This is a genomic window from Rheinheimera aquimaris (assembly GCF_020531985.1).
Lineage (GTDB): Bacteria > Pseudomonadota > Gammaproteobacteria > Enterobacterales > Alteromonadaceae > Alishewanella > Alishewanella aquimaris.
Genome location: NZ_JAJAVQ010000001.1, coordinates 146802 through 168507, shown reverse-complemented (window position 1 = coordinate 168507; position 21706 = coordinate 146802). Strand labels below are relative to the sequence as shown.

Sequence of the window (21706 nt, the reverse complement as noted above, 5' to 3'; positions counted from 1 at the left end):
ATTGGCATTGCAACAAGCTCCGGCAATAAAAAAGCCAGCACGATGCTGGCTTCTGCGTGCAATGTTTATCTACAACTGCTGTTCCAATTCAGGCAGTACCGTAAACAGATCGGCAACCAGGCCATAATCAGCCACCTGGAAAATGGGGGCTTCAGCATCTTTATTTATCGCCACGATGATTTTAGAGTCTTTCATCCCAGCCAGGTGCTGAATGGCGCCTGAAATACCAACTGCAATGTAAAGCTCTGGTGCAACGATTTTACCGGTTTGACCAACCTGCATATCATTTGGCACAAAACCCGCATCTACCGCAGCACGCGACGCACCGATAGCTGCCCCCAGTTTATCGGCAATACCGTTGAGCAATGCGAAGTTCTCGCCATTTTGCATACCACGGCCACCTGAAATAACCACCCTGGCAGCGGTTAACTCTGGACGCTCAGATTTAGTCAGTTCTTCGGAAACATAGCCGGACACGCCAGCATCATGCGCAGTAGTGTTAATGGCTTCTACCGGTGCACTATTACCTGTTTCGGCCGCGCGAAATGCTGCCGGACGCACCGTTAACACTTTAATGGCATCGGCAGATTGCACGGTAGCGATAGCATTACCGGCATAAATGGGCCGCACAAATGTATCTGCACTTTCGATGGCAATAACATCAGAAATCTGTGCCACATCTAATAGTGCTGCGACGCGTGGTAAGAAGTTTTTACCCGTCGTGGTGGCTGCCGTCAGAATATGGCTGAAATCTTTACCCAACTCTGCCACAAGCGCTGCTATATTTTCTGCTAATTGATGCTCGTATGCTGCATTATCTGCAACCAGTACTTTATTTACACCACTAATCATTGCTGCTTCAGATGCAGCCGCAGCGCAGTTAAAACCAGCAACCAGTACAGTAATATCACCGCCAATGTCGGCTGCCGCCTGCACCACTTTATGCGTTTCGGTTTTCAGGCTTTGGTTGTTATGTTCTGCAATAAGTAAAATAGCCATTAGATCACCTTCGCTTCATGCTTCAATTTATCAACCAGCTCTGCCACTGACTCTACTTTGACGCCACCCTGACGCACCACCGGAGCCGCGACTTTCAGCAAAGTGACTTTCGATTCAAGACTTACGCCATAACTGTCTGCAGCTTTAACGTCCAGCGGCTTTTTCTTCGCTTTCATAATGTTCGGCAGCGACGCGTAGCGTGGTTCATTTAAGCGCAGATCAGTTGATACGACAGCAGGCAATGTCAGCTCTACAGTCTGTAAGCCACCATCAATTTCCCGGGTAACCTGCACTTTGCCGTCGTTCACAACGACTTTAGAGGCGAAGGTGCCTTGGCCCATACCTGTCAGAGCCGCAAGCATCTGCCCGGTTTGATTGTTGTCGGAATCAATAGCCTGTTTGCCAAGAATAACCATGCCAGGCTGTTCGTCAGCGACTACTTTCGCCAGTAACTTAGCAACCTGTAACGAGTCCAGATTTAAGTCGGTTTCGATATGCAGTGCGCGGTCAGCACCTAATGCCAGTGCAGTGCGTAACTGTTCCTGCACTGCTGTCGTGCCAATAGAAACCACTACTACTTCAGACGCCGTACCTGCTTCTTTTAACCGTACAGCCTCTTCTACTGCGATTTCACAAAACGGGTTCAATGCCATTTTTACGTTAGCCAGATCGACCCCTGTTTGATCAGCTTTAACCCGAACTTTAACGTTGTAATCTATTACCCGTTTTACCGGCACCAGTATTTTCATAATTTCCTCGTTCTCTGCCCTGCTATTGCCGCATTATATGCCGCAGGTTTACGTGAAGGTAAAGCTAAGATGGACTTGTTGCGACAATCTACTTACTGTTGACGTTAACGTCAACCTACAATACCCTAATCAACATGACAAAAACGGCGTAAGCTGTAAATAATAAACTCCAAGGAGTTCGTGCAGTGGAAAGAGAATCAATGGAATTTGACGTGGTGGTTGTCGGCGCAGGTCCTGCCGGCTTATCAACCGCGATAAGATTGATGCAACAGGCTAACAAAGCTAGCCGGGAACTCAGTGTCTGTGTCGTAGAAAAAGGCTCCGAAGTTGGTGCTCATATTCTGTCTGGTGCCGTGTTTGAAACGCGGGCGCTGGATGAGTTACTACCCGACTGGAACCAGCTTGGTGCTCCTGTTACCACAGCAGTCAACCATGATGATATTTATCTGTTTAACGATGGCCAAAATGCACGCAAGCTTCCTGGCTTTGCAGTACCTAAGACTATGCATAATGCTGGCAACTACATTGTCTCCATTGCTAACTTATGCCGCTGGCTTGCCCAACAGGCTGAACAATTAGGTGTTGAGATTTTTCCGGGCTTTGCTGCCAGTGAGGTGCTGCTGGAAGAAAAAGTAGTCAAAGGCATTTTGATTGGCGATATGGGACTGGATCGCGACGGTAAACCCAAAGACAGTTTTACGCCGGGCATGGAGCTGCGGGCTAAATATACCGTATTTGCTGAAGGTTGCCGCGGCCATCTGGGCAAACAGTTGATTAAGCAGTTCAACCTTGATGCAGGAAAGTCACCTCAACATTATGCGCTGGGATTTAAAGAAATCTGGGATATTCCTGCAGCACAGCATAAAGAAGGTTTAGTGGTGCATTCTGCCGGCTGGCCTCTGACAGGCGACACCTCCGGTGGCGGTTACCTCTATCATGCAGAAAGTCAGCAAGTTGTCGTTGGGCTGATTGTTGATCTGAACTACAGCAACCCTCACCTAAACCCGTTTGCTGAATTCCAACGCTACAAGCATCACCCTGTCATTCGTCAGTATCTTAACGGTGGCAAACGCGTCAGCTATGGCGCTCGGGCTATAACCAAAGGCGGTCTGAATAGCTTGCCCAAAATGAGCTTTAATGGCGGTCTGTTAGTTGGGTGTGATGCCGGAACATTGAATTTTGCCAAAATTAAGGGTAATCATACAGCAATGAAATCCGGCATGCTGGCGGCAGAAGTGCTGTTTAGTGTTTTACAGCAAGATGATGCAGGCGGCCAGGATCTCATCCAGTTTGCAGACGCACTGGCCAATAGCTGGTTATATGATGAGTTATATCGTTCGCGCAATTTCGGCCCGGCGATGCACAAATTCGGTACATTCTGGGGCGGTGCCTTTAATACGCTGGAGCAGAACTGGTTTGGTGGTAAATTACCTTTTACGTTAAAAGACGATACGTATGACTATGCCCAGCTTAAACCTGCCAGCGAGGCGGCGGTAATTCAGTATCCAAAACCAGACAATGTGTTAAGTTTTGACCGCTTATCATCGGTGTATTTATCCAATACCAACCATGAGGAAGAGCAACCATGTCATTTAAAATTAAAAGACAGTAACATACCGGTCGCAGTAAACCTGCCTGTTTATGATGAACCGGCACAGCGGTACTGCCCGGCTGGCGTTTATGAAATTGTAGAAGATGAAAATCATCAGCCTAAATTTCAAATCAACGCTCAAAACTGTATCCATTGTAAAACCTGCGACATTAAAGATCCGGCACAAAATATTACCTGGGTAACACCGGAAGGTGCTGGCGGCCCCAACTATCCCAATATGTGATGTCCTGCATTGATTGTCCGGCATATCAACCTGGTTAATATGCCGGCGCTAAAAACCAACCTCTTGTTTCTTATATAAATCACTCTTTAATCTCGTTAAAAAAGCGCATTTTATATTTAGTTATTTCATTGGCTTAATTTTAATCTGCTACTACTTTTAATATTGTCCGTAGTATTAATTTACTTAGCCTTATTGCCTCGCCAGAGATTGGAAGTAGTGATATGAACAATAAAATAAAAACAGAAACGTCTACGCAAGATGATATGGTTACCGTGAAGCCGGTGATAAAAAAGCCTGCCGCACCGCTTCCATCACCCTCCTTTGCCAGTGATCGCTATATGTATTTTACCGAGCGTGATCTGAATAAAATTTTAACTAATCTTGATGCACTGCGGGCCAACGTGTTTCCGGTATCAAACCCTGACAATGAGATCCAGAGCCGTAAACAACAGCACTTCCCCTCGGTTTGCTTGATAGGCCTTGGTCGCTGCGGCTCAAATATCGCGCTTGACGTTGCATCACTGGTATATAACGCCCGTAATTTTTATCTGAGTGAGTTTAATAACGAAGAAAAGCAAAACCGGGAGCAGGAATACCGCCCTATGCGTTGGATAAAGCGCAGCCTGCATCTGGAAAACTCCCAGTCGATTAAACCGGTGTTTTTGATTGAACCCCTTGTCATGCTGGGAGATTTAGACAAAGACATTGAAGGCCGGATCCGTTTTTCCCACAAAGGAGAAAAAAGCGGCTTCCTGCATGACTACACCAAGATGAAAATAATGGACTTATCTGAAGTACATGCTGGAGGTGCGGGCAACGCACCTATCTTAGGGCAGTATCTGGCAAAAATTATCCTGAATAAAGACACCCAGCGTTTTGCCAATGCAGACTGGAAGTTCATTCACTCTTACTTAATCGACTCCTGCGGTATCAAAGCCAATCAGTCCAGATTGTACTTTTATATCTTCAGTGCCGGTGGTGGTACAGGCTCAGGTATGGCCTCTGAGTTTGGCCTGGCGCAGCAATATGCCTATATGAGTAAAACATTTGATACCCGTATGTTGGCCGAAGACGAGGAAAACCGGGGCCACTCTTTCGTATTCGAGCCTATTTTCACCAGTGGTATTTGTATTCTGCCTAATATTTCTGACCATGGCGTAGAGATGTCGGAGGCGCTGCATATTAATGCCGGCCGCCTGCTATGTAAGTATCTGGCAGAAGAATGGGATTTCTCATACAACTTCGACAACGAAGACAGTAGCGAGTCCAGTGTAATGCATCGCATACGGCCGTGGAATGCGATGATGCTGATATCTAATGACATTATGCGCTATGCCGAAGAGACAGATGACGGTGGCATTCAGCATATCGATGTCAATGCGATGGAAAAATACGCCAACCAGTATATATCACAACAAATCTTTAACATTTTGACTGCTCAGGCAGTAACCACAGACTATGACGAGAACTATTTCCGCCGGGCAGGTATTGATATCGGCGAGACGATACGGCTCGATGCAAACGATTTATTCATGAGTCTGGCGGGGCCGGTTGCAGTGGCTTATGCTGAGTCAGTCATTCCGCCTGATAACGGCAGTACGGATAAAAAGGCCAGTAGCGGTCTGAACATAGACGACTTGTTCTTCCGCTCAATAGATTTGCCGCACTTTAACAAAGTTACACAAGCTATTGAGGGCATTAGTTTATTGCCAATTGAATCTGGCCGCTACCGCGAAACATTAGCCAGTTATGTTAAGAACGGTTATAACGCCGCGGAGCTTAAAGATCTGCATTTCTTTAAAAACTGCTCGTCTGTTGTATCAATTGTATCGCTGCCAAAAGATTATAAATTGTCATATATGGATTTAAACCGATTAAAATCACATCTTAACTCTCTGTTCCCTAATACCACATTAAAACGCTATGCGCTGGTAATAGGTGCTTCGGCAAATATTTCGTTAACAACCCTGATTGTGAAAAGCCCTTGTTTGAGTGATGATTTTCTAACCCTGATCGTTGCCTTTATTAAACGCTGTTTTGCTAAGGACAATTATCGATTTGATGAGCAATTGGACCAGGCAATGTTAACCTTTATCCGCTCAGACGAATTTGACGAAGCCGCACTGGATACCATGCTGCATGAATATGAAAATCCGGCAAAAATTCTTGATACCAATTGGTACGCTATCAAACCTATGTATGAGAAAAAGTATCGTGAGCTTATCCATAATAAGGATAAGTTTGTTTCAATTAATGATATACGTTTAAGCCGTGACAGCGTGAAAAAGGCCATTAAATACCTGCGGGAAATTTACCGGCATAAAATCAGCAAAACTAAAGTTATTTCGCTTAATCCACAAAGCCAGCGAAAAGCGCCTGTACCAGAGTAACGCTGCTGTCTTGCGAGAGAAAGGCTTAGCAATGCTAAGCCTTTTTACTATCGGCAGTAGCGTAAAACTATAGATCACCCTACACTATCGGCACTTTATAAATCCGCTTGGAAATTGTTTGTTTTATGTCAGATAACACCTTATATCGTTTAAACAAATTTATCAGCGACACTGGTTTTTGTTCGCGCCGTGAAGCAGATCGTTTAATTGAAAACGGTAATGTCACTATAAACGGTGTTATTGCAGCAGTCGGCACTAAAGTTTCAGAACAAGACCAGGTACTGATTGATGGTAAGCCGCTCAAAGACAAACCGAAACGCGTCTACCTTGCCTACCATAAGCCGGTTGGCATTACCTGTACCACTGAACGTCACATTCAGGGCAATATAGTCGATGCGGTGCGCTACCCTGAGCGTATTTTTCCAATTGGCAGGCTGGATAAACCGTCCGAAGGATTGATATTTCTGACCAACGACGGTGATATCGTTAACAAAATTCTGCGCGCAGGCAATGCGCACGAGAAAGAATATATCGTTACTGTAAACAAGCCAATTACCGAGCGTTTTATTCAGCAAATGAGCCGCGGCGTGCCGATACTGGACACCGTAACACTGCCCTGTACTGTTCAGCAGCGTTCAAAACAGAGCTTTTCAATTATCCTTACACAGGGACTCAACCGGCAAATTCGCCGGATGTGTGAATATCTGGGATACGATGTAGTAACACTTAAGCGTACCCGCATCATGCATATACGCTTAGCAGGTTTAAAGCCTGGGCAATGGCGTTTGCTTGAGGATATTGAAATCAAAATGCTGGAGCAGCAATTACTTAACTCCAGCAAAACAGTAGACTCAGCCTGTACAGTCAATAGTTTTGAAGACTAAGGCTATTTTGTCGAAGTGTAAGGTGAGATATGCCAGGCAACATTAAAATACCTTTTTATGCCAACTTGTTAGCTGGGCCAGCGCTGTTTTTAATTACGTTGGTTTTCGAGCCATTTTTTGCCGGCATGAGCCCAAATGCCTGGGTTGTCACTGGATTAACAACCTGGATGGCCTGGTGGTGGATCACCGAGCCTGTGCCGATACCTGTTACTGCCCTGCTACCTATTGTTATGGTGCCACTGTCAGCACTCGATAGCATCGGCAACGTTACAGCCCCTTACGCCCATCCACTTATTTTCCTGTTTCTCGGTGGCTTTATGTTGTCTATCGCTATGGAGCGCTGGAATTTACATAAACGTATTGCCTTACTGACTATGCTATTGGTCGGTACCAAGCCAAGCCAGCAAATTGCCGGGCTTATGCTGGTAACGGCATTCTTATCAATGTGGATGTCGAATACCGCCACAGCCGTAATGATGCTGCCTATAGGCCTTTCAGTCATTGCGATGCAACAAGAGCATGACAGCAACGATGATAACTTTGCTAAAGCCGTCCTATTATCTATTGCTTATGCTGCCAGCATAGGCGGTGTTGCGACATTGATTGGTACACCGCCGAATGCACTGCTGGCGGCCTATCTCGAAAGAAGCTACCAGTTGCAACTGAGCTTCAGCGACTGGATGCTATTTGGTCTGCCGTTATCTGTTAGCATGCTAATCGTTTGCTGGGTTTGGCTGACACAAATACATTTTAAATTGCCAGCCAGTACTACAGTTGACAGCAGAGCTCTATATCGTCAACGGTTACAAGAACTTGGCAGCATGCATCGGGCTGAAAAGCTGGTGTTACTGATTTTTTCGTCAGCAGCCTTCTGCTGGATATTTCGTAGTGCACTAAGCGATATTAGCGGCATTAAACTCGACGATACGCTTATAGCAATAGCCGCAGCTTGCCTGCTATTTATTACGCCGGTGTCTTTTCGTGAAGGCACCCGCATTTTGCAATGGCAGGACTGCCAAAACCTGCCCTGGGGTGTATTAATATTGTTTGGCGGCGGTCTGACGCTGGCAGCCCAAATTGATAATTCTGGCTTATCTGCTTACATTGCCAGCCAAATCGGTTCGCTTGGCAATGTTAACCTGCTAGTGCTCATCGTGCTGGTAACGTCAGTCATTATATTTCTGACAGAAGTTACCAGCAATACGGCCACTGCAGCAGCCTTTCTGCCTTTGCTGGGGCCTGTAGCGGTATCCCTTGATACTTCAGCGGCAATGCTCGTGATACCCGCTGCTGTTGCGGCAAGTTTTGCCTTTATGATGCCGGTGGCGACGCCACCAAATGCGATCATATTTGCGTCAGGCAAACTTAAAATAAGCGATATGGTAAAGGCTGGCTTAGCACTGAACATCGCAGGCGTAGTGCTGATAAGTACTTTTGTTATAGTACTGGCTCGTGCAATTTTCAGTTTCTGAAATTACATCTGCTGAAAAACAAAAAACGCAGCGTTAAGCTGCGTTTTTGTTTATTTGGAGCGAGTAACGAGGTTCGAACTCGTGACCTCGACCTTGGCAAGGTCGCGCTCTACCAGCTGAGCTATACTCGCGAAATTCTGGTACTAAATGGTGCCCGGGGCCGGACTTGAACCGGCACGGGGTTTCCCCCGAGGGATTTTAAATCCCTTGTGTCTACCGATTTCACCACCCGGGCAGACAACTTTAGTTTGTAACATTGTGTGATGGAGGCGGGTCCCGGAGTCGAACCGAGGTGGACGGATTTGCAATCCGCTGCATGGCCACTCTGCCAACCCGCCAATCAAACAATTTTCACTCTTTGAAAGAGTTGGAGCGAGTAACGAGGTTCGAACTCGTGACCTCGACCTTGGCAAGGTCGCGCTCTACCAGCTGAGCTATACTCGCGTGCTTGTGGCCATGTGCCTTAACACGAGACGCATTCTACTGTTTTAATCCGGCCAGTCAATAATAAATTTTGCTTTTATGACTGACTGATTAAATTTTAACTGAGTTGCGTTAATAATCAGCAAAAACAGTGATTAATACACCAGATCGCGCCAGGCTGCCCGCAAATAATCGTACATAGACCAAATAGTTAGCACCGTAGCAATGTACAATAACAGCATACCTACCGGGCTAAACCAGCTAACCAGCCAATGCTCCGGTCGCCAGATTAATCCAATTAACGCCAGCATCTGCGCAATCGTTTTATACTTGCCCAGGTTTGACACTGCAACATTTGCTCTTTTACCCAGTTCAGCCATCCATTCCCTAAGCGCAGAAATCACTATTTCACGGCTGATCATAATAATGGCAGGAACCGTTACCCACAGCGATAAACTATCAACTGCAATCAACACCAGAGCGACAGCCACCATTACCTTGTCTGCTACCGGATCTAAAAAAGCACCAAACGGAGTAGACTGCTGTAGTTTTCTGGCCAGATAGCCATCTAAGGCATCAGTAATGGCCGCAAGCCAAAATACAAATGCGGCCCAAAAGCGAGCGTTTTCAATACCGGAATAAAAACACAGTATAAAGACAGGGATAAGAAACAGGCGAAACAACGTTAACAGATTAGGAATATTCCACATCGGCGAATTCTCTACAGCATCTATAGCACTATGCTACTTGTTATGACAGGCTTGGTAAATCTTTTCCGCTTGAGCCTTTGATATTCCGGGTACTGAGGCTAACTCTGTAACAGAGGCCCGCATCACACCCTGAAGGCCCCCAAGGTACTGCAGCAGAGCTTGCCGGCGTTTCTCACCAATACCTTTGACCTGTTCTAATGGGCTCTTTATCAGTGCCTTACCACGCTTATTGCGGTGTCCGGTAATCGCAAAGCGGTGCGCTTCGTCGCGGATCTGCTGGATCAGATGCAAAGCCGGCGCATCTTCGGGTAGATTGATGCTGCGCCCGTTGTGAGCAAGTATCAGTGTTTCTAATCCTGGTTTGCGGCTTACACCTTTTGCCACACCGACAAGCAGCGGTTTTTTGCTATGAGGCCAGTGCAGAAATTGCTCTATTGCGATATTAAGCTGCCCTTGACCACCGTCGACAAAAACAATGTCAGGTATTTTGCTTTCATCTTGCAGCTTGCCATAGCGCTTGTTTAACGCAAACTGCATAGCAGCGTAATCATCACCGGCGGTGATCCCTGTGACATTGTAACGGCGGTACTCGGCTTTATGCGGCCCCTGCCCGTCAAACACCACACAAGAAGCGATTGTTGCCTGCCCCATAGTGTGGCTGATATCAAAACACTCCATTCTATTTATAGCGTCAGGCAGCTGCAGCACTTGTTGTAACTGTGCATAGCGGATAGCCATTTTCTGAGCAAGCGATTGCTTGTTCTCACAAGCCAACCGGGCATTTTTCTCTGCCAGGCTAAGATATTGCGCTTTTTCACCGCGCTGGGCATAAGTGATCCGAACCTTGCGCCCGGCAATTTCACTTATTGCAGCAGCAACAGGTTCAGCTTCAGCCAAAGGCTGCGCCAACACTATTTCGCGCGGCAATTGCTGAGAGCCATAACCATCCAGATAAAACTGCAGCAGGAATGCGCTTAAGATCTCATTCTCTTCAGTATCAGCGGGTACTTTCGGGAAATAGGCTTTGCTGCCAAGCACTTTCTGTTCACGGATAAATAACACATGAACTGCAGCAATACCATGTGAGTAAACAAAGCCAATCACATCCATTTCATCATGCGAACCACTGACGCTTTGCTGTTCCTGCACTTTTCTAAGGGCAATGATTTTATCGCGCAACACTGCAGCCTGTTCAAACTGCATTTGCTCACTGGCAGCATTCATGTTCTGCACCAGATCTTCAATGACTTGCTGATCTTTGCCCTGTAAAAACAAACTAGCCAGTTTGACATGATGCATATATTCATCGTCTGAGATTTTGCCAACGCAAGGCGCTGAGCAAAGCTTCAGCTGATACTGCAAACAAGGCCGGGTTCTGGCGCGGTAAAAACCATCTTCACACTGTCTGATGGGGAAAATTTTTTGTAGCGTTTTTAAACTCTGCCAGACTGCTCCGGCATTGGGGTAAGGCCCAAAATACTGGCCTGGCGCTTTACGGGGGCCACGGTGAGAACTGATACGCGGGTGTTTATGTGCGCTGAGAAAAATGTACGGGTAAGATTTGTCATCTCTAAGCAGCACGTTATAGCGCGGTAAAAACTGCTTTATCAGGTTATTTTCAAGGATCAACGCTTCTGTTTCGCTATGTGTCAGAGTGTACTCAACCTGTGCAATCTGACTAACCAGCGAACGCGTTTTAGCGCTATCTACTTTACTGCGAAAATAACTGCTTAATCGTGCTTTAAGATCCTTTGCTTTACCAACATAAATTACCTGCTGCGCAGCATTTAACATACGATAAACGCCGGGCTGCTTTGGCACAGATTTCAGAAAAGTTTTAGCATCAAACATCAGGCTTTAGCGATATCTATCATGCCGTGACGCAATGCAAGGTGCGTTAACTCAACATCACCACTGATAGCCAGCTTTTCGAACATGCGATAACGATAGGAGTTTACTGTTTTAGCACTGACATTCAGCTGTTCAGCAATATCATTTACCTTTTGGCCCTGCGTAATCATCATCATGATTTGCAATTCACGATCAGATAAATCGTCAAACGGGTTCTGGCTATGATTATTCACTTTACTCAATGCCATTTTCTGCGCGACTTCATCGGAAATATGTCTGACACCGCTGTAAACTTTACGAATAGCGGATACCATCTCGCGCGGTGGAGAGTTTTTCGAGATAAAACCAGCCGCACCCAGTTGCATGACTTTAGTAGGAACCGGCTCTTCACACGATACAGACAGCGCGAGGATCTTAATATCCGGGCAATAATGCAGAATACGTTTAGTCGCTGTCATACCGCCCATACCAGGCATATTCATGTCCATCAACACCACATCAGGTTCATGTTGACGGCAAAACTGTAAAGCTTCTTCGCCGGAGCCAGCTTCGCCTATCACCTTGATACCGCGCTCATCCATTAGTATGCGACTGATCCCAGTACGTACAAGCTCGTGATCATCAACTAACAAGACGTTAATCAATTTGCCTCTCCGTTTCACTGGATATTAGAATTATTATTGTCGTTTAGCTTAGCCGAGCACAGCCCTATTTGCTAAACAAATTATGCCAATACTATTAGTTTTGACCGGTTGAGGTTAAGTGTGCCAGAAAGGTTAAAAATTTTAAACTATTGAATTAAAGAAAGGCGTTAAATGTAAGACTTTGATGTTGGAATTTTTGAGATGTAAGTGGCGGAGGGAGAGAGATTCGAACTCTCGGTGGGCTATTAACCCACGCCGGTTTTCAAGACCGGTGCATTAAACCGCTCTGCCATCCCTCCGCGTTACAGGGCGAATATTAAAAACTGTACCGGGCTTTGTAAAGGGCTTTTTTGTACTTTTCAACCGTTTGCCTAGTAAATCGACAATAAAGCCATTATTCGTACAATTTCCAGACCATTTCCTTTACGCCATACGGCCTTTCAGTTTTTACGGATACAAAAAAACCACCCTGAAGGTGGTTTTAGTGGCGGAGGGAGAGAGATTCGAACTCTCGGTGGGCTATTAACCCACGCCGGTTTTCAAGACCGGTGCATTAAACCGCTCTGCCATCCCTCCGGCGACGCGTATATTAATCAGTTCGTCAGACAAAAGAAAGCATTTAATCGAAAAAAATCACATTGTCGCTAAATTGTTACTGTGGATGCTGGTCTGAACGGAACTTACTGCGTATGATATCGTCAAATGCGTTATTAAACCTTTGTATCAGGAGAGTAAATTATGTCATACAGAGAAACTTCTGTTCTAAGCACTGCCGGACGCAGTGTGGAGATCAATAAAGTTCTGCGAAATACCTACTTTTTATTGGCTATGACCCTCGCCTTCAGTGCCGTGACAGCAAGCGTGGCCATGGCGCTTAATATGTCTCCAATGATGTCGCTGGTATGTTTTGTAGCTGGTTTTATTATGTTGTTTATTGTCAATAAAACTGCGGACTCTGCCAGTGGTATTTTTTGGGTGTTTGCTTTCACCGGCGCTATGGGCGCATCACTTGGCCCGATGCTGAACTACTACGCGGGTTTAGCTAACGGCCCGGCGTTAATTATGCAGGCCCTTGGTGGCACGGCACTGATCTTTTTCAGTTTGTCAGCTTATGCATTAACAACCCGTAAAGATTTCTCTTTTATGGGTGGTTTCCTGATGGTAGGTCTGATTGTTGTGCTGGTAGCCGCGCTGGCAAACATCTTCCTGTCGATTCCAGCCCTAAGCTTAGCTATCAGCGCTGCAATTATTCTGATTATGTCTGCCCTTATTCTGTTCGATACCAGCCGGATTATTCATGGCGGTGAAACAAACTATATTCGCGCAACTGTTGGTTTATACCTGAATGTTTTCAACATTTTTGTCAATTTGTTGCAGTTACTTGGCGTATTTGGCGGCGATGACTAAACACCGGCGCTATGCCTCTTTACACTAATTAGTTAAAATGCCCCGCTGGTCGGGGCATTTTTTTATTCAGGCACTTTATTTATGACGCGCTTTGGTTTACTGCTTACATCCAATGGTTTTGCCAGTCAGAGCCTGGCGAGTGCACTGCATTTTGCCAAAACTTCAGTTCAAATGGGTCATAGCATAGAGCACATTTTTTTGTACCAGGATGCCGTATACTGCGCCTCTGCTGATAACGATTTGCCTGCTGATGAGCCAGATCTCAGCGCCGAACTGGCCTATTTTTGTCAGCAACACCATATACCTCTGCTTTTTTGCGTTACTGCTGCAGAAAAACGTGGCGTCGTAACTGCAGTAAAACAACCTAAGCACGGCTATGTCGCTGCTGGCCTGGCTGAGTTCGCGATGCGACAAACCAATATAGATAAGTTGATACAGTTCTGATGCGAAATATATTGCTTCTACAACAACACAGCCCGTTTAACAACAGCAATGGCCGTGAAGCTCTGGATATGGCGCTGGCGTTAGCCGCCGTCGAGCACAGCGTCAGCATTTTGTTTTGTGATGACGCTGTTTATCAGTTACTGCCAACAGTCGACCAGCCAGACTTTGGCCTGAAACAGTACCCGCGCAGTTTTAAGTTGTTTTCGCTGTACGATATAGAGCAGGTTTATGCTTGCCTTGAATCAGTTACAGCGCGCGGGTTAGAACCGGCACAGTTAAATATTGCGGTAACCTTGTTGAGCAAGGCCGACATTGCTGCTTTGCTATCGTCTCAGCATCAGGTGATAACAACTTAATGAAATTAATAAGCTTGATTACACCAGAAGTAAATCTGGATTCTCTATCTCGAATTTGTCAGCACGACGATGCTATTCTGTTGCGGCAGGATGCAGTTTATCTGTGCTTGTCTCCTCACCTTTCGTGGCCTGTAAAAAAGTTATATGCGCTGCAGACAGATTTAACAGTACGACAACTTCAACAGCCTGATGGCATCACCGCTGTAAGCGCACAACAATGGGTAGAACTTTGCAGTAAAGCGACGCAGAATATTTTATGGCAGAAATAACAGTTGATGGAAAAGCAATACCGTTGGATAAACACGGCTATCTGGCTAATTTACAAGACTGGAATACGGCGGTTGCTCAGGCGCTTGCTGTGGCGGAACAGATAACAATGACCGAGGCGCATTGGGAAGTTGTGCATTTCGTAAGACAGTTTTATGTCGAGTTTCAGACGTCTCCCGCTATACGCATTTTAGTCAAAGCGATGGCGCAGCAGCTTGGCCCTGAAAAAGGTAATAGCAAGTATCTGTTTATGTTATTCCCACAAGGCCCTGCCAAGCAGGCGACACGGATAGCCGGCCTGCCCAAGCCAGCTAAGTGTTTATGAATCAGCAAAGGCGTCGCTGAGAATACTGATTATCGACTCCAGCGTCACTATGGCGAAAATTGCTACTATGCCAATAATTATCGCCAGATAAATACCCCGCATTAGCGCGGGGTTAGTCTGTTTAATGCTTTTACGGGGTTTGGGCATTTTTATTGATCCTGCTAAAACCGGCACAATCCAGTAACGTCAGTGCCGGCATCTGCTTAGGTTTACCCCAGCTTCGCTACGCCACCCATATAGGCCCGCAACACTTCCGGCACTTCAATGCTGCCATCCGCTTGCTGGTAGTTTTCCAGAATGGCCACCAGTGTGCGGCCAACAGCGAGTGCAGAACCATTTAAGGTATGAATAAGCTCTGGCTTTTTCATATCAGCCCCACGATAACGGGCCTGCATCCGCCGAGCCTGGAAATCGCCCATGTTGCTGCAGGACGAAATCTCCCGGTAAGTATTCTGTGCCGGTAACCATACTTCCAGATCGTAAGTTTTGCTTGAGCCAAAGCCCATGTCACCCGTGCACAGTAACATTACGCGGTAAGGTAAACCCAATAACTGCAACACTTTCTCAGCATGACTCGTCAGCTCTTCCAGCGCTTGCATTGATTGTTCCGGGTGTACCAACTGCACCAGCTCAACTTTGTCAAATTGATGCTGACGGATTAAACCACGGGTATCACGCCCGTACGAGCCTGCTTCACTGCGAAAACATGGGGTGTGAGCGGTATATTTTACCGGTAGCTCTGTTGCATCAAAAATAGTGTCGCGTGCCAGGTTTGTCACCGGGACTTCTGCCGTCGGAATAAGTGCCATACCCTGGCCTTCTTCCGTTGCCGGCTGAGTATGAAACAAATCCGCTCCGAACTTGGGCAATTGACCTGTACCCAATAAGCTGGCGTGGTTTACCAGGTAAGGCACATATAATTCGGTATAGCCGTGTTCGCCGGTGTGTAAATCCAGCATAAACTGCGTCAGAGCGCGGTGCAGTTTTGCAACTTGCCCGCGCATAACAACAAAACGTGAGCCTGCAACTTTAACTGCACTTTCAAAATCCAGGCCTCTATCCAACGCCTCGCCCAGCGCTACATGGTCTTTCGTTTCAAACGCAAACTGACGGGGCTCGCCAAACCGACGTACTTCAACATTGTCTGTTTCGTCTTTACCGGCAGGTACCGAAGCATCTGGTAAATTAGGTACCGTCAGCGCAATCTGCTCAACGTCATGCAAAACTTTGTCTAATTGCTGCTTAGCAGCATCAAGCTGCGCACCTAAGCCATCCACCTCAGCCAGTAAAGGCGTGATATCTTCACCACGGCCTTTTGCCTGACCAATGGCTTTCGATTTGGTATTACGCAGATTCTGTAAATCCTGTGTTTCTACCTGTAACGAGCGGCGCTGCTCTTCCAACGCGGTCAGCCGCGCAACATCCAACACATAGCCACGCTGCGCCAGACGGCTGGCGGTTTCTTCTAATTCTGTACGTAAAAATTTCGCATCTAGCATAGTAATTACTTCATTGAACCGAGTTTAAGCCCTAACCAGGCAAGCGTTAAACATAACAACACATTTAATAATACGTTGGTGATAGCCTTCAGCCAGTCGCCTTGCTGCAACAACAACACTGTATCCAGCGAAAAGGTAGAAAACGTGGTAAAAGCGCCAATAAGGCCAATAGCAATCAGCGCACGCCAGGGCGACACTGCCAGCATACCACTGCTAAACAATGCATATACCCACCCCAGCACAAAAGAGCCCAGAATATTAACCAGCAAAGTACCAAAAGGGAATGATTTCCCTAAAACATTCATTGCCAACTCATTCAAACCGTAGCGTAAACTTGCGCCGACAGCGCCACCAACTGCAACCGCGAGATAAGATAACACTAGTTTCGCCTCTTTTTAGGGCTTTGGGCATCCAGCTGCTTTAAATAACGCAGCTTCTCCGATAGCTGTTTTTCCATACCGCGATCTGATGGCTGATAAAAAGATTGCCCGGCTAAACTGTCAGGCAAATATTGCTCTCCTGCAGCGTAAGCACCGGGTTCATCATGCGCGTAGCGATATCCTTCACCAAACCCCAACTGCTTCATTAAACGGGTTGGGGCATTACGCAAATGTAACGGCACATCATAGGCCGGTTGCTCCGAGACTAACTGCTTTAACTGATTAAAAGCACTATAAACCGCATTGCTTTTAGGCGCTAATGCCAGATAAACCGCAGCCTGCGCTATCGCGCGCTCACCCTCCGACGGCCCGACGCGCTCAAACGTATCCCAGGCGTTTAGCGCCAGTGTTAGTGCCCGCGGATCAGCGTTACCAATGTCCTCACTGGCAATTGCCAGTAAACGCCTTGCAACATACAGGGGATCGCCGCCGCCAGCCAGTATCCGGCAGTACCAGTAAAGTGCGGCATCCGGGTCTGAGCCGCGCACGGATTTATGAAATGCCGAAATCAGATCGTAAAATAAGTCGCCCTGATTATCAAAACCCGGCAACTGCTTTGGTACCAGATGCTTCAGAGTGTCAAATTCGATGACTTTACCTGCGCTACCTGCGTCGGTGAGTTCTGCGGCCTGCTCTAACAGGTTGAGCAGTTTGCGGGCATCACCGGCAGAAAGCTGCAGTAACAATTGTTCTGCGTCAGCCGTAAGTGCAATGCCTCCCTCACCCAGACCCCGTTCTGTGTCAGTTAACGCCTGCATCAACACCTTGCGCAAATCGGCATCACTCAGGGCTTTAAGTACACACACTCTGGCACGGGACAAAATAGCATTATTTAGCGCAAAAGACGGATTTTCGGTGGTTGCACCAATAAAAATGATAGTGCCATCTTCGATAAAAGGTAAGAATGCGTCCTGCTGACTTTTGTTAAAGCGGTGTACTTCGTCAACGAACAGCAAGGTGCGTTGCTGATATTGCTGCTGACGTTGCTTAGCTTCAGCGATAGCGTCACGTATATCTTTAATACCACAGGTAACAGCTGAGAGTTTGCTGATAGCTGCATCAGCATGGCTGGCAATAACTTCAGCCAGTGTAGTTTTACCTGTGCCAGGAGGGCCCCACAAAATAAGCGAAAACACCCGCCCCGCCGTGATGGCTTTGCGAAGCGCAGTACCTTCACCAATTAAATGCTGCTGACCTGCATATTCATCCAGATTGCGTGGGCGCATTCTGGCAGCCAGCGGGCGGAAGTCCTCACCAAAATCGAGGGGTATAGAATTCACAATAATTATCGCTGACGCTGATCATCAATATCAGTATGCTCCGGCGGTTCAAACCGGAACAGGCTGTCTTCTAAGGCAATATTCAACTGCACCAGCGTAAAATTAAATTCGCTTAATTGCTGGTTCATATCTAATACCTGCATCTTTGATAAGGCTGAACCGGAAAAACTCAGCGTTAACTGCTTAACCGGGCTGTCTGCTGCTTTTGAGCGGATAACAAACTGCTCACCCTGCCGCGTAACATCGTATTGTTGCCACAGCTCAGGCTTAGTTGATGTCAGTAACACAAAAGGCGTTCTGTTCACCTCATTTTGCGCATCATAAATCGTCAGTTGCTCCAGCGGCTCGTTGTAAAACCACAATGTAGCGCCGTCGCCAATAAACAGATTGGGTTCAGGTTCGGTTGTTTCGAAACGGAATCTAGCCGGCTGCTTTATCATAAGCTGGCCTTTACCTTGCTGCAGAAGTTGATGCTGAGCATCGGTTACCTGCTGCTCAAAGCTGGCAGAGAAGGTCTTTATTGTTGCCAATTTACGTTGCAACTGCTCCTCTGCACTTTGTGCAAGCGCCGAAACAGAAACAGACATCAGAACAACAGCAAACACTTTACGTAGCATTTAATATCCTTTTGGCGGCGCTGGCGCCATGACTTCTCGGTTACCGTTATGACCCGGGCCGGTAACAATACCACTGTGCTCCATTTGCTCTACCAGACGCGCGGCCCGGTTATAACCAATGCGGAATTTGCGTTGTACGCCGGATACCGAGGCCCGGCGTGTTTCCGTGACAAAGGCAACAGCTTGATCATAAAGCGGATCAGCTTCGCCATCTTCGCCTTCGATGGTTTCACCCGGCAGCAGATTTTCTTCTGTGGTTTCACCACTTAAAATATCCGGAATATAATTTGGCTTGCCACGCTTTTTCCAATCCGCCACTACAGCATGCACCTCGTGATCATCAACAAAGGCACCATGCACCCGGGTCGGCACGCCTGAACCCGGTGGCAAATACAACATATCGCCCTGCCCAAGCAAACTCTCTGCGCCCTGTTGGTCTAAAATAGTGCGTGAGTCAATTTTCGATGACACCTGAAAGGCAATACGGGTTGGAATATTCGCTTTAATCAAACCGGTAATAACATCAACAGAGGGCCGCTGTGTCGCGAGAATCAGGTGAATACCGGCAGCCCGAGCCTTCTGAGCGATACGTGCGATAAGCTCTTCCACTTTTTTACCAACTATCATCATCATGTCGGCGAATTCGTCTATTACTACAACGATAGAGGGCAGCTTTTCAAGCAATGGCGCTTCAGTACGCATATCATCTGATGGCCGCCACAGCGGATCTTTGATCGGTGCACCATCAGCAATGGCTTCTTTAATTTTTGCGTTATAACCCTTCAGGTTACGCACACCCAGCGCAGACATAAGTTTGTAACGCCGCTCCATTTCACCAACACACCAGCGCAGGCCATTGGCTGCATCTTTCATGTCGGTAACCACTTCGGTCAGCAAATGTGGAATACCTTCATAAATAGACAGTTCCAGCATTTTCGGGTCGATCATTAAAAAGCGTACATCGTCAGGCGTTGATTTATACAGCAAACTACAAATCATCACGTTAACGCCAACCGATTTACCGGATCCGGTCGTACCGGCAACCAGCAAGTGAGGCATTTTCGCCAGGTCTGCCACAACCGACTTACCGGCAATATCCTTACCTAATACCATTGTCAGTGGTGACTTAGAGTTATCGAAGATCTCATCACCAATGACCTCTGACAGCCTCACAATTTCACGGTGTTGATTAGGCAGTTCGAGGCCAATGTAAGATTTACCCGGTATCACCTCGACTACACGCACACTGATAGCGGATAAAGAACGGGCTAAATCTTTTGATAAGCCGGTAATTTTACTGACTTTGACACCAGGCGCCAGATCCAGCTCAAACCGGGTTACAACCGGTCCAGGATGCACACCAACAACCTTGGCTTCAACATTAAAGTCCAGCAGTTTTGCTTCGACCAGGCGGGATACCCGCTCCAAATCCGCGGGGTCTATCGGATTCACCGCTTTATCTGGTCTATCCAGCAGCGCAAGAGATGGCAACTCCTCCATCTGATGCGACACTTCTTCACTATCATCCTCATCGTCTGTCACAGCAGACAGCACAGTTTCTACTTCAGATTCAGACGGTAAATCCAGCTGGTGCAGAGTTTCTTCCCAATCACCACTATCAGGTTCATCGATTGCACTGAATGACAGGTTCTCATCGGCCAGCGTATCAACGCTGTAATACGCTTTAGCCTGCGTTTTTTCGTCTAACGGCGAGATTGGTAAACTGTCTGCAACAGGTTTACCAAGCTTAGGTGTCTGCCGCGGCTTAGGCGCAGCCAGAACCGGCTCTTCAGTAACGTAAGTTGTTTTGACCGGCGAGTCTTCATCCGGGCTTTGTGCAAAAGGATCATAGTCATCTTTACTGCGCTCTTTTAAACGCTGGGGCACTGACATTACAAACTGTGCAGCGCTGTAACAAGCAGCACCTAAAGCATCAGCCACCGTCAACCAGGAAATACCGGTCATCAGAGTAAGCCCGGTAGCAAAGCCGCACAGCAACAACAAAATAGTACCGATAAAGTTAAAATAGGGTAATAACGCGCCACTGACGACATCCCCTATTACACCGCCTGAAGAAAAATAAAAAATATCATTAAAATTCATACTGCTGATAGCTGTTGCCGTTAGCAGCGTCAATACCAGACCAATAATCCTCAGCCCCAGAATAAGATAATCAAGGCTCATCAGATCATGAAAACGCTTGAACAGCAGGTAGCCACTTAACGCGACGAGAAAAGGTATTAAATATGCTATCCAGCCGAAGCTGAAAAGCAACAGATCAGCCAGCCAGGCACCTATAGGGCCGGCGTAATTATGGATACTGGTTTGATAACCGGTTTGCGACCAGCTCGGATCCGCCGGATCAAAAGACAACAACGCCAGCAACAGAAACAAGCCAAAGCCGGAAAATACGATTAATCCAACTTCGAGCAAGCGCTGCACACCGTTTAGCGGAAAATAAACTCTGTTCTGCAAATGAAGGACCCTACCTTTTCTCATCTTTTTATCATTTTGCGCACCAAGAGGCAGTACTGCAGGCTAAGATACCAGAGACACTGTAAAAGTGCATCTGTGAAGGCCGGCTGAACCGACAATTAACTGCTGATTGCGACAAAGGTGGTTTGTTTTACCTCTTCCATCACGACATAAGTGCGGCTTTCCCGTACGCTGGGTAATCTGAGCAACGTTTCGCCAAGCAGTTCGCGGTACGCCGCCATATTTGCTACTCGGGTTTTTAGCAAAAAGTCGAAGCTGCCGGAGACCAGATGACACTCCTGGATTTCTTGCAGTTTCTGTACCGCTTTACTGAACTCATCAAAGTCTTCAGGCGAGGTTTTACTTAGTGTAATTTCAACAAAAACCAGTAACGCGGCACCTACTTTATGCGGGTCTACCTGGGCGGTATAACCAAGAATAACACCTTCCGCTTCCAGCTTTCGCACGCGCTCCAGACAAGGCGTTGGGCTAAGCCCTACCCTGCGCGCCAGCTCTACATTTGCTAAACGGCCATCGAGCTGCAATTCTGCCAGTATTTTACGGTCTATACGATCTAACTTCTTGATACTTTTATTTAAAGAGTACATAGCAGCGAAAAACTTTGCCGTTTAAATTAAA

The 21706-nt window shown here is 46.9% G+C and carries 21 protein-coding genes and 6 tRNA genes; 9 read left to right on the top strand and 18 right to left on the bottom strand.

Features of this window, described 5'->3' with window-relative positions; genetic code table 11:
- Positions 1 to 69: 69 nt before the first annotated feature.
- Both LHL18_RS00785 and LHL18_RS00780 read right to left on the bottom strand, forming a co-directional pair.
- Positions 70 to 999, bottom strand: a complete 930-nt coding sequence (locus tag LHL18_RS00785) for an FAD-binding protein (RefSeq protein ID WP_226765383.1) — start codon at positions 997 to 999, stop codon at positions 70 to 72.
- Positions 999 to 1748, bottom strand: coding sequence for an electron transfer flavoprotein subunit beta/FixA family protein (locus LHL18_RS00780; protein ID WP_226765382.1), 750 nt, complete (start codon positions 1746 to 1748; stop codon positions 999 to 1001). Before LHL18_RS00780 ends, LHL18_RS00785 begins: the two co-directional genes overlap by 1 nt.
- A 185-nt stretch (positions 1749 to 1933) precedes the next feature.
- Between LHL18_RS00780 and LHL18_RS00775 the strand changes: the two genes are divergently transcribed.
- The 4 genes from LHL18_RS00775 (at position 1934) to LHL18_RS00760 (ending at position 8329) form a co-directional block, all read left to right on the top strand.
- Positions 1934 to 3583, top strand: coding sequence for an electron transfer flavoprotein-ubiquinone oxidoreductase (locus LHL18_RS00775; protein WP_343834690.1), 1650 nt, complete (start codon positions 1934 to 1936; stop codon positions 3581 to 3583).
- A gap of 221 nt (positions 3584 to 3804) precedes the next feature.
- A complete protein-coding gene (locus LHL18_RS00770) occupies positions 3805 to 5973 on the top strand; it encodes a hypothetical protein (protein WP_226765381.1) in 2169 nt (722 codons plus the stop codon).
- A 125-nt stretch (positions 5974 to 6098) separates the two neighbouring features.
- A complete protein-coding gene (gene rluF, locus LHL18_RS00765) occupies positions 6099 to 6857 on the top strand; it encodes a 23S rRNA pseudouridine(2604) synthase RluF (RefSeq protein ID WP_226765380.1) in 759 nt (252 codons plus the stop codon).
- A gap of 29 nt (positions 6858 to 6886) precedes the next feature.
- Positions 6887 to 8329, top strand: coding sequence for an SLC13 family permease (locus LHL18_RS00760; RefSeq protein WP_226765379.1), 1443 nt, complete (start codon positions 6887 to 6889; stop codon positions 8327 to 8329).
- A 55-nt stretch (positions 8330 to 8384) separates the two neighbouring features.
- On the opposite strand, the gene LHL18_RS00755 is transcribed toward LHL18_RS00760, so the two are convergent.
- The 9 genes from LHL18_RS00755 to LHL18_RS00715 form a co-directional block, all read right to left on the bottom strand.
- Positions 8385 to 8460, bottom strand: a tRNA-Gly gene (locus LHL18_RS00755).
- A gap of 17 nt (positions 8461 to 8477) precedes the next feature.
- Positions 8478 to 8564 (bottom strand) — tRNA-Leu (locus tag LHL18_RS00750).
- A gap of 29 nt (positions 8565 to 8593) precedes the next feature.
- Positions 8594 to 8667 (bottom strand) — tRNA-Cys (locus LHL18_RS00745).
- 30 nt (positions 8668 to 8697) lie between these two features.
- A tRNA-Gly gene (locus tag LHL18_RS00740) sits at positions 8698 to 8773 on the bottom strand.
- 134 nt (positions 8774 to 8907) lie between these two features.
- Complete coding sequence (gene pgsA / locus LHL18_RS00735; RefSeq protein ID WP_134054918.1) at positions 8908 to 9462, bottom strand: CDP-diacylglycerol--glycerol-3-phosphate 3-phosphatidyltransferase; 555 nt, start codon at positions 9460 to 9462, stop codon at positions 8908 to 8910.
- Between the two features lie 33 nt (positions 9463 to 9495).
- Positions 9496 to 11313 carry an excinuclease ABC subunit UvrC gene (gene uvrC / locus LHL18_RS00730; RefSeq protein WP_226765378.1) on the bottom strand — a complete coding sequence of 606 codons (1818 nt, stop codon included), beginning with the start codon at positions 11311 to 11313 and terminating at the stop codon, positions 9496 to 9498.
- Entirely contained in the window at positions 11313 to 11957 is a 645-nt protein-coding gene (uvrY, locus tag LHL18_RS00725; protein ID WP_134054922.1) for a UvrY/SirA/GacA family response regulator transcription factor, read from the bottom strand. Before uvrY ends, uvrC begins: the two co-directional genes overlap by 1 nt.
- A gap of 208 nt (positions 11958 to 12165) precedes the next feature.
- Positions 12166 to 12256: transfer RNA gene (locus LHL18_RS00720), tRNA-Ser, on the bottom strand.
- A 186-nt stretch (positions 12257 to 12442) separates the two neighbouring features.
- Positions 12443 to 12533, bottom strand: a tRNA-Ser gene (locus tag LHL18_RS00715).
- A gap of 162 nt (positions 12534 to 12695) precedes the next feature.
- Here LHL18_RS00715 and LHL18_RS00710 point away from each other — a divergent pair.
- The 5 genes from LHL18_RS00710 (at position 12696) to LHL18_RS00690 (ending at position 14756) form a co-directional block, all read left to right on the top strand.
- Entirely contained in the window at positions 12696 to 13364 is a 669-nt protein-coding gene (locus tag LHL18_RS00710) for a Bax inhibitor-1/YccA family protein (protein ID WP_134054924.1), read from the top strand.
- Positions 13365 to 13445: 81 nt separating this feature from the next.
- Positions 13446 to 13808 (top strand): sulfurtransferase complex subunit TusD, encoded by a 363-nt coding sequence (gene tusD, locus LHL18_RS00705; protein WP_226765377.1) that lies wholly within the window; start codon positions 13446 to 13448, stop codon positions 13806 to 13808.
- Positions 13808 to 14164 (top strand): sulfurtransferase complex subunit TusC, encoded by a 357-nt coding sequence (gene tusC, locus LHL18_RS00700; RefSeq protein ID WP_226765376.1) that lies wholly within the window; start codon positions 13808 to 13810, stop codon positions 14162 to 14164. Before tusD ends, tusC begins: the two co-directional genes overlap by 1 nt.
- On the top strand, positions 14164 to 14433 hold the full coding sequence (locus LHL18_RS00695) for a DsrH/TusB family sulfur relay protein (RefSeq protein ID WP_226765375.1): 270 nt from the start codon (positions 14164 to 14166) through the stop codon (positions 14431 to 14433). The genes tusC and LHL18_RS00695 overlap by 1 nt, the downstream gene beginning before the upstream one ends.
- Positions 14421 to 14756 carry a TusE/DsrC/DsvC family sulfur relay protein gene (locus tag LHL18_RS00690; RefSeq protein ID WP_134054932.1) on the top strand — a complete coding sequence of 112 codons (336 nt, stop codon included), beginning with the start codon at positions 14421 to 14423 and terminating at the stop codon, positions 14754 to 14756. Before LHL18_RS00695 ends, LHL18_RS00690 begins: the two co-directional genes overlap by 13 nt.
- Here the strand turns inward: LHL18_RS00690 and LHL18_RS00685 are convergent.
- The 7 genes from LHL18_RS00685 to lrp form a co-directional block, all read right to left on the bottom strand.
- The gene (locus LHL18_RS00685; RefSeq protein ID WP_226765374.1) at positions 14751 to 14903 is read right to left on the bottom strand and encodes a hypothetical protein; all 153 of its coding nucleotides are present in this window, start codon (positions 14901 to 14903) and stop codon (positions 14751 to 14753) included. The two genes, LHL18_RS00690 and LHL18_RS00685, sit on opposite strands and share 6 nt — an antisense overlap.
- A 62-nt stretch (positions 14904 to 14965) precedes the next feature.
- On the bottom strand, positions 14966 to 16255 hold the full coding sequence (gene serS / locus LHL18_RS00680) for a serine--tRNA ligase (protein WP_226765373.1): 1290 nt from the start codon (positions 16253 to 16255) through the stop codon (positions 14966 to 14968).
- A 5-nt stretch (positions 16256 to 16260) separates the two neighbouring features.
- Positions 16261 to 16635, bottom strand: a complete 375-nt coding sequence (gene crcB, locus LHL18_RS00675; RefSeq protein WP_134054937.1) for a fluoride efflux transporter CrcB — start codon at positions 16633 to 16635, stop codon at positions 16261 to 16263.
- A complete protein-coding gene (locus LHL18_RS00670; RefSeq protein WP_134054939.1) occupies positions 16635 to 17975 on the bottom strand; it encodes a replication-associated recombination protein A in 1341 nt (446 codons plus the stop codon). Before LHL18_RS00670 ends, crcB begins: the two co-directional genes overlap by 1 nt.
- A 5-nt stretch (positions 17976 to 17980) precedes the next feature.
- Positions 17981 to 18592 (bottom strand): outer membrane lipoprotein chaperone LolA, encoded by a 612-nt coding sequence (gene lolA / locus LHL18_RS00665; protein ID WP_226765372.1) that lies wholly within the window; start codon positions 18590 to 18592, stop codon positions 17981 to 17983.
- On the bottom strand, positions 18593 to 21091 hold the full coding sequence (locus LHL18_RS00660; protein ID WP_455566975.1) for a DNA translocase FtsK 4TM domain-containing protein: 2499 nt from the start codon (positions 21089 to 21091) through the stop codon (positions 18593 to 18595).
- A gap of 95 nt (positions 21092 to 21186) precedes the next feature.
- The gene (lrp, locus tag LHL18_RS00655) at positions 21187 to 21675 is read right to left on the bottom strand and encodes a leucine-responsive transcriptional regulator Lrp (RefSeq protein ID WP_134054945.1); all 489 of its coding nucleotides are present in this window, start codon (positions 21673 to 21675) and stop codon (positions 21187 to 21189) included.
- Positions 21676 to 21706: the final 31 nt, after the last annotated feature.

Bases quoted from the DNA above. Each gene is read 5' to 3' on its own strand.
- LHL18_RS00785 (WP_226765383.1), bottom strand. From the start codon at position 999: ATGGCTATTTTACTTATTGCAGAACATAACAACCAAAGCCTGAAAACC.
- LHL18_RS00780 (WP_226765382.1), bottom strand. From the start codon at position 1,748: ATGAAAATACTGGTGCCGGTAAAACGGGTAATAGATTACAACGTTAAA.
- LHL18_RS00770 (WP_226765381.1), top strand. From the start codon at position 3,805: ATGAACAATAAAATAAAAACAGAAACGTCTACGCAAGATGATATGGTT.
- rluF (WP_226765380.1), top strand. From the start codon at position 6,099: ATGTCAGATAACACCTTATATCGTTTAAACAAATTTATCAGCGACACT.
- LHL18_RS00760 (WP_226765379.1), top strand. From the start codon at position 6,887: ATGCCAGGCAACATTAAAATACCTTTTTATGCCAACTTGTTAGCTGGG.
- pgsA (WP_134054918.1), bottom strand. From the start codon at position 9,462: ATGTGGAATATTCCTAATCTGTTAACGTTGTTTCGCCTGTTTCTTATC.
- uvrC (WP_226765378.1), bottom strand. From the start codon at position 11,313: ATGTTTGATGCTAAAACTTTTCTGAAATCTGTGCCAAAGCAGCCCGGC.
- LHL18_RS00710 (WP_134054924.1), top strand. From the start codon at position 12,696: ATGTCATACAGAGAAACTTCTGTTCTAAGCACTGCCGGACGCAGTGTG.
- tusD (WP_226765377.1), top strand. From the start codon at position 13,446: ATGACGCGCTTTGGTTTACTGCTTACATCCAATGGTTTTGCCAGTCAG.
- tusC (WP_226765376.1), top strand. From the start codon at position 13,808: ATGCGAAATATATTGCTTCTACAACAACACAGCCCGTTTAACAACAGC.
- LHL18_RS00695 (WP_226765375.1), top strand. From the start codon at position 14,164: ATGAAATTAATAAGCTTGATTACACCAGAAGTAAATCTGGATTCTCTA.
- LHL18_RS00690 (WP_134054932.1), top strand. From the start codon at position 14,421: ATGGCAGAAATAACAGTTGATGGAAAAGCAATACCGTTGGATAAACAC.
- LHL18_RS00685 (WP_226765374.1), bottom strand. From the start codon at position 14,903: ATGCCCAAACCCCGTAAAAGCATTAAACAGACTAACCCCGCGCTAATG.
- serS (WP_226765373.1), bottom strand. From the start codon at position 16,255: ATGCTAGATGCGAAATTTTTACGTACAGAATTAGAAGAAACCGCCAGC.
- lolA (WP_226765372.1), bottom strand. From the start codon at position 18,592: ATGCTACGTAAAGTGTTTGCTGTTGTTCTGATGTCTGTTTCTGTTTCG.
- LHL18_RS00660 (WP_455566975.1), bottom strand. From the start codon at position 21,091: ATGAGAAAAGGTAGGGTCCTTCATTTGCAGAACAGAGTTTATTTTCCG.
- lrp (WP_134054945.1), bottom strand. From the start codon at position 21,675: ATGTACTCTTTAAATAAAAGTATCAAGAAGTTAGATCGTATAGACCGT.